Origin of the sequence: Streptomyces sp. NBC_01549 (genome assembly GCF_026339955.1) — a bacterium.
In the GTDB taxonomy this organism is placed as follows: domain Bacteria; phylum Actinomycetota; class Actinomycetes; order Streptomycetales; family Streptomycetaceae; genus Streptomyces.
This window is the reverse complement of the sequence record NZ_JAPEPW010000001.1, coordinates 2,323,193-2,338,006: the sequence shown is the minus strand read 5'-3', so window position 1 is coordinate 2,338,006 and position 14,814 is coordinate 2,323,193. Positions and strand designations below refer to the sequence as shown.

At 70.9% G+C, this 14,814-nt stretch carries 11 protein-coding genes and 1 pseudogene; 8 read left to right on the top strand and 4 right to left on the bottom strand.

Annotated features, from left to right (window positions below; all coding sequences use genetic code 11):
- The first annotated feature begins 135 nt into the window (after positions 1-135).
- The 4 genes from OG819_RS10210 to OG819_RS10195 all read left to right on the top strand — a co-directional run bounded on the left by OG819_RS10210 (position 136) and on the right by OG819_RS10195 (position 4,368).
- Positions 136-1,221: an LLM class flavin-dependent oxidoreductase gene (locus OG819_RS10210; protein WP_266437657.1), complete on the top strand. Its 1,086-nt coding sequence runs from the start codon at positions 136-138 to the stop codon at positions 1,219-1,221.
- Positions 1,218-1,898, top strand: a complete 681-nt coding sequence (locus tag OG819_RS10205; protein WP_266627333.1) for an FMN reductase — start codon at positions 1,218-1,220, stop codon at positions 1,896-1,898. Before OG819_RS10210 ends, OG819_RS10205 begins: the two co-directional genes overlap by 4 nt.
- Before the next feature lie 256 nt (positions 1,899-2,154).
- On the top strand, positions 2,155-2,898 hold the full coding sequence (locus OG819_RS10200; RefSeq protein WP_266649024.1) for a response regulator transcription factor: 744 nt from the start codon (positions 2,155-2,157) through the stop codon (positions 2,896-2,898).
- The gene (locus tag OG819_RS10195) at positions 2,899-4,368 is read left to right on the top strand and encodes a HAMP domain-containing sensor histidine kinase (protein WP_266627336.1); all 1,470 of its coding nucleotides are present in this window, start codon (positions 2,899-2,901) and stop codon (positions 4,366-4,368) included.
- A 9-nt stretch (positions 4,369-4,377) separates the two neighbouring features.
- Here the strand turns inward: OG819_RS10195 and OG819_RS10190 are convergent, their stop codons facing one another.
- Positions 4,378-6,345, bottom strand: coding sequence for an amino acid transporter (locus OG819_RS10190; protein ID WP_266627337.1), 1,968 nt, complete (start codon positions 6,343-6,345; stop codon positions 4,378-4,380).
- Between the two features lie 343 nt (positions 6,346-6,688).
- Here OG819_RS10190 and OG819_RS10185 point away from each other — a divergent pair, with 343 nt between their 5' ends.
- Complete coding sequence (locus OG819_RS10185; RefSeq protein WP_266649023.1) at positions 6,689-8,383, top strand: hypothetical protein; 1,695 nt, start codon at positions 6,689-6,691, stop codon at positions 8,381-8,383.
- 52 nt (positions 8,384-8,435) lie between these two features.
- Here OG819_RS10185 and OG819_RS10180 read toward each other — a convergent pair whose 3' ends face one another.
- Positions 8,436-10,469 (bottom strand): APC family permease, encoded by a 2,034-nt coding sequence (locus OG819_RS10180; RefSeq protein ID WP_266649021.1) that lies wholly within the window; start codon positions 10,467-10,469, stop codon positions 8,436-8,438.
- A 190-nt stretch (positions 10,470-10,659) separates the two neighbouring features.
- On the opposite strand from OG819_RS10180, the gene OG819_RS10175 reads away from it, so the two are divergent.
- Positions 10,660-11,610 carry an alpha/beta hydrolase gene (locus OG819_RS10175; protein WP_266649019.1) on the top strand — a complete coding sequence of 317 codons (951 nt, stop codon included), beginning with the start codon at positions 10,660-10,662 and terminating at the stop codon, positions 11,608-11,610.
- Positions 11,611-11,669: 59 nt separating this feature from the next.
- Complete coding sequence (locus tag OG819_RS10170) at positions 11,670-12,389, top strand: alpha/beta fold hydrolase (RefSeq protein WP_266584648.1); 720 nt, start codon at positions 11,670-11,672, stop codon at positions 12,387-12,389.
- Between the two features lie 148 nt (positions 12,390-12,537).
- On the opposite strand, the gene OG819_RS10165 is transcribed toward OG819_RS10170, so the two are convergent.
- Positions 12,538-13,311, bottom strand: a complete 774-nt coding sequence (locus OG819_RS10165; protein WP_266627349.1) for a transglutaminase domain-containing protein — start codon at positions 13,309-13,311, stop codon at positions 12,538-12,540.
- A gap of 225 nt (positions 13,312-13,536) precedes the next feature.
- Here OG819_RS10165 and OG819_RS58555 point away from each other — a divergent pair.
- Positions 13,537-14,040 (top strand): annotated as a pseudogene (locus tag OG819_RS58555) (glycosyltransferase); the annotation flags it as partial.
- Here OG819_RS58555 and OG819_RS10150 read toward each other — a convergent pair.
- On the bottom strand, positions 14,001-14,681 hold the full coding sequence (locus tag OG819_RS10150; RefSeq protein WP_266627351.1) for a class F sortase: 681 nt from the start codon (positions 14,679-14,681) through the stop codon (positions 14,001-14,003). The pseudogene OG819_RS58555 and the gene OG819_RS10150 sit on opposite strands and share 40 nt — an antisense overlap.
- Positions 14,682-14,814: the final 133 nt, after the last annotated feature.

The following is a 14,814-nucleotide window of genomic DNA, read 5'->3' as shown; positions in this document are numbered from 1 at the left end:
AGCCGGGGAGCTGGGGAGCTGGGAGTGAGGAGTCGGGGGCACGGAGTGGGGGGCGGAGGGTGTGCGGAATAGCGGGGCGGGGTGGTTCGTTTGCGGGTATAGTTGAATCGTAAACAACCTGGAGGGTGAGCGACCATGCAGTTCGGAATCTTCAGCGTCGGCGATGTGACGCCGGACCCGACGACCGGCCGTACGCCGAGCGAGGCCGAGCGGATCAAGGCGATGGTCGCCATCGCGCAGAAGGCGGAGGAGGTTGGGCTGGATGTGTTCGCGACGGGTGAGCACCACAACCCGCCGTTCGTGCCGTCGTCGCCCACCACGATGCTCGGCTATGTCGCCGCGCGGACCGAGCGGCTGATCCTGTCCACGTCCACCACGCTGATCACGACGAACGACCCGGTGAAGATCGCCGAGGACTTCGCGATGCTGCAGCACCTGGCGGACGGACGGGTGGATCTGATGATGGGGCGCGGGAACACCGGGCCGGTCTATCCGTGGTTCGGGCAGGACATCCGCCAGGGCATCAACCTGGCCGTGGAGAACTACGCGCTGCTGCGCCGGCTGTGGCGTGAGGACGTGGTGACGTGGGAGGGCAAGTTCCGCACACCGCTGCAGTCGTTCACCTCGACGCCGCGTCCGCTGGACGGAGTGCCGCCGTTCGTGTGGCACGGGTCGATCCGGTCCCCCGAGATAGCCGAGCAGGCCGCGTACTACGGAGACGGGTTCTTCCACAACAACATCTTCTGGCCGGCCGACCACACCAAGCGGATGGTCGAGCTGTACCGGGAGCGGTACGCGCACTACGGGCACGGCACGCCCGAGCAGGCGATCGTCGGGCTCGGCGGCCAGATCTTCATGCGGAAGAACTCCCAGGACGCGGTGCGCGAGTTCCGGCCGTACTTCGACAACGCGCCGGTCTACGGGCACGGGCCCTCCCTGGAGGAGTTCACCGACCAGACCCCGCTGACCGTCGGCTCCCCGCAGGAGGTCATCGAGAAGACCCTGTCCTTCCGCGAGTACGCCGGTGACTACCAGCGCCAGCTGTTCCTGGTGGACCACGCCGGGCTGCCGCTGAAGACCGTGCTGGAGCAGATCGACATGCTGGGCGAGGAGGTCGTACCCGTCCTGCGTGAGGAGTTCGCCAAGGGCCGCCCGGCCGATGTGCCGGACGCGCCGACCCACCAGTCCCTGCTCAAGGCTCAGGAGGTGAGCGTCGCATGAAGCTCGTCGTCGTCTCGGCGGGGCTGAGTGTCCCCTCGTCCACGCGGCTGCTGGCCGACCGGCTGGCCGCCGCCACGGACCGGCACACGCCCGTCGACGTCCAGATCGTCGAACTGCGCGACCTGGCCGTCGAGATCGCCCACAACTTCACCAGCGGCTTTCCCGGGCGGGCGCTGTCGGCGGCCCTGGAAGCGGTGGCGGGCGCGGACGGGCTGATCGTGGTCACACCGGTGTTCTCCGCCTCCTACAGCGGCCTGTTCAAGTCCTTCTTCGACGTACTGGACCAGGACGCGCTCACCGGAAAGCCGGTCCTGATCGCCGCGACCGGCGGCTCCGCCCGCCACTCCCTCGTCCTCGAACACGCCCTGCGTCCCCTCTTCGCCTACCTGCGTGCCGTGGTCGTCCCGACCGCGGTCTACGCGGCCTCGGAGGACTGGGGCGCGGAAGGCCTGGCCGAGCGGATCGACCGCGCGGCGGGAGAACTGGGGAGGCTCATGGAAGGTATGGGGTCCGTGCGGAGGGCTTCCGCGGCGGAGGCGACGCGGGACGCGTCGGCGGCCGTGGACACCGACACCGCTGCCGCCATCGCGCCGCGCCTTATCGACGGGGTCGTCAACTCGGCCGACAGGTTCACCGTCGTGCCCTTCGAGCAGCAGCTCGCCGCGCTGCGGCCGTAGTGCGGCAGGGCCGGAAGAGGCGGTGGGGGGAAGGCCGGAAGAGGGGGTGGGCCGCCACCGTCGTGCGCTTCCGGCCCACCCCCTCCGCACCGGCCGGACCCCTGCCTGGGGGTTCGCGGCCCGTCCTGACATACGGGACACACTGACCGGGCGAGGTAAGGGGCGCGCGCGAGGACGGGTGAGAGGCGGGTAAGAAGCCCACCCTCACCACCGCTCACCAGGTGGTACCCGGCCAGGGGCTTGGCAGACTGGTGGGGTGCCCCAAAATGTGCTGCTCGCCGAGGACGACCGTGCCATCCGCCATGCCCTGGAAAGGGCGCTGACGCTGGAGGGCTACGCGGTGACGGCCGTCGCCGACGGCGTGGAGGCGCTGGCCCAGGCCCACCGCACTCCACCGGACGTCCTCGTCCTGGACGTGATGATGCCCGGTATCGACGGGTTGCAGGTGTGCCGTGTGCTGCGCGCGGAGGGGGACCGTACGCCGATCCTGATGCTCACCGCGCTGGTCGAGACCGCCGACCGCATCGCGGGCCTGGACGCCGGGGCCGACGACTACGTGGTCAAGCCGTTCGACGTGGAGGAGGTCTTCGCCCGGCTGCGGGCCCTGCTCCGCCGCACCGGTCTGGTGAACGGCACGCCCGCCGACGTACCGGCGGTGCCGTCGGCATCGGCATCGGCGTCCGCGTCGAAGGAGGCGTCGGGACAGATCGTCGCGGCCGGGCTGCGCATGGACATCCAGGCGCGCCGCGCCTGGCGCGGGCAGCGCGAGCTGGAGCTCACCCGTACCGAGTTCGAGCTGCTCGAACTGCTCGTCCGCAACACGGGTATCGTCCTCGACCACGCCACGATCTACGACCGCATCTGGGGCTACGACTTCGGTCCAGGTTCCAAGAACCTCGCCGTGTACGTGGGGTATCTGCGGCGCAAGCTCGACGAGCCGGGGGCACCGGCGCTGATCCACACCGTCCGGGGCGTGGGGTATGTGCTGAGGGAGGACTGAGTGCCCCCCGGATGGCTCACGGGGCTGCGGCCCCGGCGGGTGTCCTCCCTGCGGGCCACCTTCACCCTGTCCTTCGCCGCCGTGGCCGCCGCGGTCACCGTGCTCGTCGGGTTCCTGAGTTACGACGCCGCCGCCCGGCTGGTGCGGGTGGATCAGCAGACGGTCTTCACCGAGGTCGTGCAGGACCTGCGCAGCCAGGTGCGCGAGACACCGCTCGACCCGGGTGACTTCTCGTCGTCCGATCCCGACCACGACGGACCGCTGGACGACATCATCCGGCCCAGCCGTACGGATGTGCAGGTGCTCGGGCGCGGCGGGGTGATATCCGACCGCGGGCGGCCCGTGCTGCCCGTCACCGCCACCGACCGGCGGACAGCCGAGACCGCGACCGCGGGCAAGTGGGTGGAGCACAAGGAGGTCGACGTCGCAGGCGACCGCTACCGGGTGGCGACCGTCGCGCTCGGCGGCGGGCGGGGCGCGGTGCAGGTGGCCCAGCAGTTCAGCGACACGGAGGATCTGCTGCAGGAGCTGCAGCAGCGGACCGTGCTGCTGGTGGGGGCGGTGGTGCTCGCGTCGGGGCTGTTCGGCTGGTGGCTGGCCCGGCGCATCACCCGGCGGCTGGTGCGGCTGGCCGGGGCCGCGGAGGACGTGGCGCGCACCGGGCGGCTCGGCATCCAGGTGCCGGTGGCCGGATACGACGAGGTGGCCCGCCTCGGCCGCTCCTTCGACCGGATGCTCGGCCGGCTCGCCCAGTCCGAGGAGGACCAGCGCCGGCTGGTCCAGGACGCGGGCCATGAACTGCGTACGCCGCTGACCTCGCTGCGTACGAACATCTCCATGCTGCGTCGCATCGACGAGCTGCCGCCCGACGCCCGCGAGGAGCTGGTCGCCGACCTGGCCCAGGAGTCCCGTGAGCTGACCGACCTCGTCAACGAGCTGGTGGCGCTCGCGGCCGGGCGGTCCGACACCGAGCCCGTGCAGCGGATCGACCTGGCCGATCTCGCCGAGGACGTGGCGATCGCCACGCGGCGCCGCACCGGGCGGGGCATCATCGTGCGGGTGAGCGGTGACACGACGGTCGACGGCCGCCCCACGGCACTGCAGCGGGCGGTGTCCAACCTGGTGGAGAACGCGGCCAAGTTCGACCGCGAGGGCAAGGCGCCGATCGAGATCGCGGTCACCGGTCCGGTACGCCCCGGCGTCGGGGCGGGCGGCGGTCTTCCGGGCAGCGTCCGGATCGAGGTCCTCGACCGGGGTCCGGGCGTGGCCGAGGGCGATCTCGTCCGGGTCTTCGACCGCTTCTACCGTGCCGCCGACGCCCGCAGCCTGCCCGGTTCCGGGCTCGGCCTGTCCATCGTCCGCGAGGTGGCCACCGGCCACGGCGGAGCGCCGTTCGCCTTCCGGCGGGACGGGGGAGGCACGGTCATCGGGTTCACGGTGAGCGCGGACTACCCGGCGGAAGAGGACTGACAGGAGCGCTTAGCCGACGTGTACGCGCGGTCGGCGGGAGCGGTCGGGTTCGGCCTCGCGCAGGACCTCTCGGGTGACGGGGGCGACCTCGCCCTGGCCGAAGAGGAAGAAGCGCAGGAAGTTGGTGAAGGGGTCGCCCTCGGTCCACTCGAAGTAGATGTGCGGGGTGCAGCCGGTGCGGTCGCGGACGTACAGGAGCAGGGCGGCCAGGGCGTTGGGGATGGAGGAGGACTCCAGGGTCAGGACGCGGTAGCGGCCGTGGAGCACCTCGCCGCGTACGGTCAGGCCCGACTCGAACTCCGAGGGGTCCAGGACGGTGACCTCGACGAAGACGAAGTCCTCCTGGGCGGGGAGGTCGTTGTCGGCGCGGATCTGCTCGATCTTGTCGCGGTACTCGGCCTTGTCGCGGTTGTCGGGTTCGTTGGCGATGAACCGGATCCGGCGGCTGGCTATGTCGCGTACGAACCGGTCCGCCATGTCGTCCAGGCTCACGCTGGTGACCCGCAGTTCGAAGGCGCGGGCCAGCCGGGAGAGCAACGAGACGAGGATGATGCCGGCGATGAAGCAGGCGCCGATCTTGACGCCGTCGGGGCGTTCGATGACGTTCACGACGGTCGTGTAGAGGAAGACCGCGGAGATGACGGCGAAGGCGATGGTCCAGTTGCGCTGGCCGGCCTTGCGCGCGGCGATGGTCACGGCGATCGCGGCGGAGCTGATGAGGACGAGGACACCGGTGGCGTAGGCGCCGCCCTGTGCGTCGACGTTCGCGTCGAAGATCCAGGTGACCAGGAACGCGATGAGGATGAAGACGATCACCATGGGGCGGACGGCGCGTGCCCAGTGCGGGGCCATGCCGTAGCGGGGGAGGTAGCGGGGCATGAGGTTGAGCAGCCCGGCCATGGCGGAGGCGCCGGCGAACCACAGGATGGCGATGGTCGACACGTCGTAGACCGTGCCGAAGGCGCCGCCGAGGTACTGGTGGGCGAGATAGGCGAGGGCGCGGCCGTTGGCCTGGCCGCCGGTCTTGAACTCCTGCTCCGGGATGAGGAGCGTGGTGATGAAGCTGGTGAGGATGAGGAAGACGCTCATGATCACGGCGGCGGTGGTCAGCAGTTTCTTGGTGTCCCGGATGCGGCCGGCCGGCTTCTCGTCGGTGTCGGTGGCGTCGCCCTGGACGTGCGGCATGACGGCCACGCCGGTCTCGAAGCCGGAGAGGCCGAGGGCCAGTTTAGGGAAGACCAGGAGGGCGACCCCGACCATCGCGAAGGCGTTTCCGTGTTCGGTGGTGAGGGCGCTGGTCCAGTCGGTGATCACATGTTCGGCGGTCGCCACGTGCCACAGGCCCACGATCACGACCACGGTGTTGAGCGCGAGATAGATCCCCACCAGGACGACGGCGACGCCGATCGCCTCCAGGAATCCCTTGAGGAACACCGCGCCGAGCAGCGCCACCAGGATGAGCGTGATCAGCATCTGCTTGTCGTGCAGGGTGCTGGTGAGATGGGGGTTCTCGATCAGGTGGGTGGAGGCGTCGGCCGCCGACAGGGTGATGGTGATCAGGAAGTCGGTGGCGGCGAAGCCCAGCAGGGTCAGGACGAACAGCTTGCCCTGCCAGAACGACAGCAGTCGCTCCAGCATCGCGATCGAGCCCTCGCCGCGCGGGCTCTCCTCGGCCACCCGCCGGTAGACGGGCAGTGCGCCCGCCAGGGTGACGACGACCAGGACGATGGTCGCGACGGGCGACAGGAGTCCGGCGGCCAGGGCCGCGATGCCGGGCTGGTAGCCCAGGGTCGAGAAGTAGTCGACGCCGGTCAGGCACATCACCCGCCACCAGCGCTGCCCCTGGTGCACGGGCTCCGGCAGGGCGTGCGGGCCCTGCGGGGTCCTGGCCATGTCGGACAGTCCCTCGAGCATCCACGCGCGCAGCCGGCTCGCACCCGTCGTACCTCTGGTACGGGCGTGGTCGGTGGTGGCCATCGGGGTGCTCCTGACGTGCTGCCCGGCGTGGTGTCCATTGTGATCCGATTGTGGGCAATGGGGGAGGAAGCGGCAGGGCGGGTGGACATTGCGGCGAACGGGGGACGGTGGAGGCACGGTGGTGTGGTCACAGGGATGGCAACCCCCTGTCCGGCCCCCGCCGACGAGAATGCCGTGCTTTTCGCACACGTGGTCGGCCGACGGCATCAAGGACGCGTCAAAGTCGTCCGGGGCGACATCAGGGGCTCATCAAGGGCCGGTGTGTGTGGCCGGAAGCGGTCGCAGACTGGGCGCGGCACGGGGGACACGGACGAGCGTCCGTGGCGTGCCGATGGAGGGGCTCGTGGCTGTCACGGCCGGTACCACGCACAGTCCTGCGGCGCGAGCCGAGACCACGCACAGTCGTGCGGCGGGAGCCGGGACCACGCACAGTCCTGCGGCGGGAGCCGGGACCACGCTCAGTCCTGCGGCGGGAGCCGGGACCACCGGAGCGCCACCGCGCGCGGCGACCGCCCCCTCCGGGGGTGGCCGCGCACCTCGGCCACGGCGCGCCGGTGCGCGGCCGAGGCGACCCCGACGCCCCAGGCGGCCCCGAAGTCCCCGGCGCCCCCTTCGCCTCGCACACCGAAGAGTTGGCACGGCCCTGCATCGCCGCTTCTGGGCGACCCTGCCCGCGCGGCTGCGGCTGCTGCGGACCGCCACCGTCCTGCTGACCGTCGCCCTCGCCCTGCTGCTCGCGTTGGCCGGGCTCGCCGCCACCGGCACCTGGGACACCGTCGCGGGGCGCGACGCACCCCGCACCACCAGCGCCGCCGACCTGAACCTCGCCCTCAACGACATGGACGCGCAGGCCGCCAACCTCCTGCTGGCCGGCGGCGACGGGGGCAAGGGGCGCCTGACGACGCCGTACGAGAAGGCGGTCGGCTTCTACGGTGACGCGCGTCGTGCGATCGGCCACGACCTGCGCGCCCTCGCCGTCGCCGCCCAGGGCGACCGCACCGACGAACACACCGTCGAGTCGCTCACCGACGACTTCGCCGAGTACCAGGAGCTGATCGGCAGGGCCCTCGAGAACGACGACCGCGTCGGCGGCAGACCGGCCGCGCTCGTCGACTACCGCGAGGCCACCGATCTCCTCCAGGCCCACCTCCTGCCGAGCGCGAGGAGGCTGGTGGACTCCAACGACAGTGCCTTCGACCGGCAGTACGACCAGGCCCGTTCGGCCCTCGCGGCCCAGCTCACCGCCGTCCTCGCGCTCGGCGCGCTGCTGCTCGCCGCCCTCGGCGTCCTCCAGTGGTACCTGGCCCGCCGTCTCCACCGGATCCTCAACCCCGGCGTGCTGGCCGCCACCGTCTGCGCGCTGCTCGCCGTGCTCCTGGGCAGCCAGGCGCTCTCCGCCTCCGCCGACCGGCTGCACGGCGCCCGCCGCGACGCCTTCGACTCCGTCGTCGCGCTCTCCCGCGCCCGCGCCATCGCCTACGACGCGAACGCCGACGAGAGCCGCTACCTGCTGGACCCCGAGCGCCGCGACCAGTACGCGCAGGCGTTCCTCGCCAAGTCGCAGCAGTTGTACGGGATGAAGGGCGCGACCCTCGACTCGTACGACTCCGGGCTCGGCGCGACCTGGAAGGAGTACCGCGCGGACCACCACACCCTCGACTTCGGCGGTGAGTTCGCGCGCGAGCTCACCAACCTCACCTTCCCCGGCGAACGGACCGCGGCGGAGCGGACGGTGGACGCGTACGCCGTCTACCAGCGCGACGACCGGAGGATCCGGGCACTGGTCGCGCAGGGCAGGGAGCGCGAGGCCGTCGCGTTCTGCATGGGCTGGGGGCCGGGCACGTCCAACGCCCACTTCGGGGTCTGGATGACGGCACTGGACAAGGTGACGGACATCAACCGGCGGCACTTCACGGCGGCGGTCCGCGCGGGCCGATTCGAGGCGAGCGGACCGCTCCCGTGGACGTGCGGGCTGCTGCTCGGCGCGGCTGCGCTGATCCTGCTGGGGCTGCGTCCGAGGCTCGCCGAGTTCCACTGAACCGGGGTCCTCCGAACAGAGCTGCGCCGGCCCGAGCTCCGCCGCGGGCGTGCTAGCGGTGCCGGCTGCCTGCCCGGGGCCCCGGTCCCTGCGGCTCGCCCCGCCGGAAGGAGCCCGGCGCCCTGGCCGTGGGCCGGTCGGCGTGGGCCGAGGACGTCAGCTGCCATGGCACGCTCGTGACCATGACCCCCGGGGTGAACAGGAGCCGGTTCTTCAGCCACAGCGCCGACTGGTTGTGCAGGAGGTTCTCCCACCAGTGTCCGACGACGTACTCGGGGATGAAGACGGCGACGATGTCCCGCGGGCTCTCGCGGCGGATCGAGCGGACGTACTCCACGACCGGCCGGGTCACCTCGCGGTACGGCGAGTCGATGATCTTCAGGGGGACCTCGATGCCGTACTCCTCCCAGCTCCTGAGCAGCGCCGCGGCCTCGTCACGGTCGACGGAGACCGTCAGGGCCTCCAGCAGGTCGGGGCGGAAGGCGCGCGCGTAGGCGAGGGCGCGGAGGGTCGGCTTGTGCAGGGTGGAGACCAGTACGATTCCCAACACCCTTGAGGGTCGGGTGAGTTCACTCTTCGGGTCGGTCACCGCCAGCTCCGCCGACGTGGCGTCGTAGTGGCGTCGGACACCGCGCATCATCACCCACAGCACGATCGCCGCGAGCACGGCGAGCCACGCGCCCTCCGTGAACTTGGTGGCCAGCACGATCACCAGCACCAGGCCGGTGACGACCGAGCCGAGTGCGTTGATCACGCGGGCGGTGTGATGGCGGCGTCGCAGTTGCGGGTCGCGTTCGACGCGCAGCTCTCCGTTCCAGTGCCGGACCATGCCCAGTTGGGAGAGCGTGAAGGCGGTGAACACGCCAAGGATGTAGAGGTGGATGAGGCTGGTGACGTTCGCCTTGAAGCCCCACAGCAGCGAAGCCGCGACGATCGCGAGCGCCAGGATGCCGTTGGAGAAGGCGAGCCGGTCGCCCCGGTTGTGCAACTGGTGTGGAAGATAGCGGTGTTGCGCCAGGATGGACGCGAGCAGCGGGAAGCCGTTGAAGGCTGTGTTCGCCGCCAGGATCAGGACCAGCGCGGTCGCCGCCTGGATGACGTAGAAGCCGACGCTGTGCTCGCCGCCGAAGACCGCCGCCGCGATCTGCGCGATGACGGTGCGCTGGGTGTACGAGCCGCAGTCGCCGGTGAGCCCCGTCAGCCGGCACGCGTCGTCCGTGATGCGCACCTTGGTGATCAGCGCCAGCGCGGTGACGCCCACGAACATGACGATCGCGAGGGCGCCCATCGCGGTCAGTGTCTCGGCCGCGTTCCTCGACTTGGGCTTGCGGAAGGCCGGTACGCCGTTGGAGATGGCCTCCACCCCTGTCAGCGCCGTACAGCCGGAGGAGAACGCGCGCAGGACCAGCATCAGCAGGGCGAGGCCCGTCAGGTTCGCGTCCGAAGGGTCCGGCGTGACCCCGTACCCGGCGCTCTCGGCGACCGGCGCGTCCCCCAGGGCGTACCGGATCAGGCCTGTGACCACCATGATGAGCACGCCGCTGATGAAGAGGTACGTCGGTGCGGCGAAGGCGCGTCCCGACTCCCGGACGCCCCGCAGGTTCATCGCTGTCAGGACCGCCACGAAGCCGATCGCCATCAGGACACGGTGGTCGGCGAGGCGTGGGACGGCGGAGATGATGTTGTCGACGCCGGAGGCGACCGAGACGGCCACCGTCATGACGTAGTCGACGAGGAGCGAGGCGGCGACGACCAGTCCGGCGGTCGGGCCGAGATTCGTCGACACCACCTCGTACGAGCCGCCGCCGCTCGGGTAGGCGTGCACCACCTGGCGGTACGACAGCACCACGACCGTCATCAGCGCCACGACCGCGGCCGCGATCCACGGGGTGAAGTGCACGTAGGCGAGGCCGCCCAGGGTGAGGACCAGCAGGATCTCCTGGGTCGCGTACGCCACCGAGGACAGCGGGTCCGAGGCGAAGATCGGCAGGGCGAGCCGTTTGGGCAGCAGCGTCTCGTGCAGCTCTTCGCTGCGCATGGCCCGGCCGATCACCAGCCGCTTGAGGATCCCCGTGACGTTGAACACGGGCGGAGGGTAAGCCGGGGGAGGGGCAAGGAGGGGGCCCGACACTCACTCCGCCCCGGACGGCGGGCCGCCACGCTGAACCTTCGTCTCCCCCTGTCCCTCGGTTCGTGTCACACCTTCACGGGTCATTTTGTCATAAGGGTGAAAGCGGAAAAGCGGACAAAAGCCTGCCGACCCAAGGAGTGAAGTGATGACCAAGCCCGTTCTTGAGCTCGCGGCGCAGGAGCTCGCGGAGGCGACGGCCAAGCCGCCGTTCCTGTACGAGCTCGGCCCGGAGGGTGCCCGGAAGGTCCTGGACGACCTGCAGGCGGCGCCGGTGGCGAAGTTGGACGTGGAGGAGAAGTGGATCACGGTGCCCGCCGAGGTGGGTGATGTGCGGGTACGCATCGTCAAGCCCGTCGGTGGCCAGGGCACGCTGCCGGTCGTCCTTTACGTGCACGGCGGCGGCTGGGTCCTCGGCAACGCCGGCACCCATGACCGTCTGGTGCGTGAGCTGGCCGTCGGGGCGAATGTCGCCGTGGTGTTCGTCGAGTACGACCGTTCGCCGGAGGCCAGGTACCCGGTCGCGATCGAGCAGGCGTACGCGACGGCCCGGTGGATCACCGAGAAGGGCGCCGGGGAAGGCCTGGACGTCTCCCGGCTGGCGGTGGCCGGTGACTCCGTCGGCGGCAACATGACCGCGGCACTGACCCTCATGGCCAAGCGGCGCGGGGACGTGACCTTCGTGCACCAGTCGCTGTACTACCCCGTCACGGACGCGGGCCAGGACACCGACAGCTACCGGGAGTTCGCCGACGGCCCCTTCCTCTCGGCCAAGGGCATGGCCTGGTTCTGGGACTGCTACACCACCGACCCCGCCCAGCGGGCGGAGATCACCGCCTCGCCGCTGCGGGCGAGCCTGGAGGAGCTGCGGGGCCTGCCGCCCGCGCTCGTCATCGTCGACGAGAACGACGTGCTGCGGGACGAGGGCGAGGCCTACGCCCGCAAGCTGACCCAGGCCGGTGTTCCCACCACCAGCATCCGCGTCAACGGCATCCTGCACGACTTCATGATGCTCAACCCCCTCCGGCCCACCCAGGCCACGACAGTCGCGATGGAGCTGGCCATTCACACCCTGCGCACCGCACTGCACGGCAACTGAGAGTTCTCCGCGGCTCAACCGCAGCACCTCGAACCTCTACCTCGAAAGGCACCCCTCCCATGCAGGACCGCAAGCCCACCGTCGTACTCGTCCACGGCGCGTTCGCCGACTCCTCCAGCTGGAACGGCGTCATCAAGAAGCTGAAGGAGGACGGGTACCCGGTGGTGGCCGTGGCGAATCCGCTGCGCTCGCTGAGCGGCGACGCCGCCTACGTCAAGGACCTCCTGGCCGGCATCGACGGACCGGTGGTCCTTGTCGGGCACTCCTACGGCGGAGCGGTGATCAGCAACGCCGCCCACGGCTGCGACAATGTCAAGGCACTCGTGTACGCCGCCGCCTTCCTCCCCGACAAGGGCGAGAACGCCAATGAGCTGGCGAGCAAGTTCGAGGGCAGCACGCTCGGCCAGGCTCTGCGCCCGGTTCCGATCACCAGGCCCGACGGCTCCCAGGACGTCGACCTCTACATCGACCAGACCGTGTTCCACCACCAGTTCGCCGCCGATGTCCCCGCGAGCATCGCTGACACCATGGCGGTCACCCAGCGTCCCGCGACCGGCACCGCTCTCAACGAAGGTGCCTCCGAACCCGCCTGGAGGACGATCCCGTCCTGGTCCGTGGTGGCCACCGACGACCTGAACATCCCCCGGGAGCTTCAGATCTACATGGCCGAGCGCGCCAACGCCCACGTCGAGGAGGTCCGTTCCTCCCACGCTGTGACCGTGTCCCAGCCGGACGCCGTCACCCGCGTCATCGAGAAGGCGGCGGAAGCGGTCCGCTGACCGGACGACTCCACGGGTGGGGCGGCAAGGTGTGCCGCCCCACCCGTTCGTCGCCCGCACTGTTTCCCCGGCTTGGTCGGTCAGTCGCTCACTCCAACCCCGATTGGCGACCAGGACCCGGGGGTGCGACAAGAAGCGTGGGCTGCCGTTACGCGGGCCGGGCGGCCCGGCCTCCCGCGGCCCATCGCCCGAGCACCGGCTCCGCGAGGGTGCGAGCCGGGAGGCACAGGGTCTGGCCGTGACGGGCGAAGAGTTCGTCGCGGGAGGTGAAGTGACCGAGGTCGAGGCGGAGGTGGTCGGACAGGTCGCAGACGGCTCCGGGGCCGCCGTCGCAGCTCGCGGCGGCGTGGCCGTCCCAGGCGACCGCCGTACGGGCCACGGCGTCGAAGAGGGTCTCGCCACCCTTGTTGGTGAAGCCGCCGGATGCCGCGCTCATCTCGTCCGGGGTCCCGAACAGCTCGGCGATCGGCACCCAGTCACCGTCCAGCAGGAACTCGGGCCACGCGAGCAGCACCCGCTCCGGGACCAGCGGCTTGAGCCGGGGGAACCGTGGATACCAGAAGACTCCGTCGACGAGCAGCCCCCGCACGCGCGTGGGTACGGCGATGGCCCGTGCGACGGCCTCCAGCACCGCCATGCGCTGACTGCACGAGCCCCGCTCGAGCGCCAGCGTCCGTGAGGCGCTCCGCAGGTCGTCCACCGAGTACACCGGCCGCACCTCACGCGCGATGATCCCGTGCGCCACGCGGAGTGAGTCGCGGGCGGTGTCTTCCCTGGGGATCCGCTCAACGAGGGTGGTGACGTTCGGGTGGGTCCAGTCGAGGATCGGGGTGGGATGCGTGGACCCGCGTACGGGTTCGGTCCCCGGGGCGACCGGGTCGCCTCCCGCACGTCGGCACGGCATCAGCAAACGACTGGTCATGGCCCGCCCCTTTCCCCCGTTTTCTTCTTCAGGCTACGCCTCGGCGCTTCGCCCGCGACTTCGTCGCCCACGACCGGCAGCGCGACCCCGGTGTCGAGGCGTCGATGCCGGCGGCCTCCCGGACGGGCCCGACTCCCCACGAACCCGCGACCAGCAGGACGAGCGGTGTGTCCTGGGGAAGGCTGAAGCGGTGACGCCCGCCGCGCCCTGCTCGTGCGCCACGCGCTCGCCGAACGGCTGCGCGCGGACGGCGTCGCCCATGTCCACGGCTGGGTGGACGACATGCCCGGCCTGATGCACGCGTGCCACGTGCTCGTCCAGAACGCGGGCGGGCTCACGTCGCTGGAGGCGCTCGCCGGCGGACTCCCGGTCGTCAGCTACCGCTGCATACCCGGGCACGGCCGGACCAACGCCGCCGCGCTCGACGAGGCGGGCCTCGCCCCCTGGATCCGCGAGCCCGACCAGTTGGCGCCGACCCTGACCGAACTCCTCCACGGCCCGCGCGGCCGGGCGCGGCGCGAGGCGGGCCTGGCCCTGCATGCCTCTGGCGGCGGCACCATCCTGCTCCACGACTCCGACTGCACCTCGGCCCCCGACTCCTGGCGCGTCACCCTCGCCGCCCTGCCCGGCGTCCTCGACACGTGCGAGGCACACGGCTGGCAGATCGGTCCCCTGCGCGAGCACGGTGTTCAGACGAGGTGGGCGAAGACCACCAGGTTCTCGGTGTAGTCCCTCGCGGAGTGGTCGTAGTCGCCGGCGCAGGTGATCAGCCGGACCTCGGCGTCGCGGGTGTCGGCGTACACGCGCTTGTCGGGGAAGTCGTCCTTCGCGAAGGTGTCGGCGCTGTCGACCACGAAGGTGGCCTTGCGCCCGTCGGCCCTGTTCACGGTGAACCGGTCGCCCGGCTCCAACTCCCTGAGGTCGGCGAAGACGGCGGCGGAGGTGGTCGTGTCGACGTGACCGGCGATGATCGCGGCCCCCGGCTCACCGGGGGACACGCCCTTGGCGTACCAGCCGACCATGTTCGTGTCGTTGGCGGGCGGCGGCTGGAGCTTGCCCGTGGCGTCGACGGCCAGTTCGGTGAACGGGGCGTCCACGCCGATCTTCGGGATGAGCAGCCGCGTCGGCTCGGACCGCGGCAGATGCTTGCCCGTCGGCGGGCCGGCCGAGGACGACGGTGAGAGCCCCGCCTCGGCATGGGGCTTGGCCGAGAAGTCGGAGGCGCCGGAGGGCTTGCCATGGCCGCCGAACAGGCTCAGCGCCAGCAGCATGATTCCGGCGCACCACACGTACAACGGCATGCCGGGCCGGGCGCCCTGGAGCGGCGTCACGGACTGGGGCTCGACAGGGGAGGACAACCGGGATGCCATCGGGCACCACCTCACTGGAACACGTACGGGACAACTCGCTGGACTACGGCGGCGGAGCCGGCGCGGCACGGGGGCAACCAGCCGGGCCGCCACACTGTGCGCAGGAGGCGGCCCGGGCTGCTATGTCGTCAGG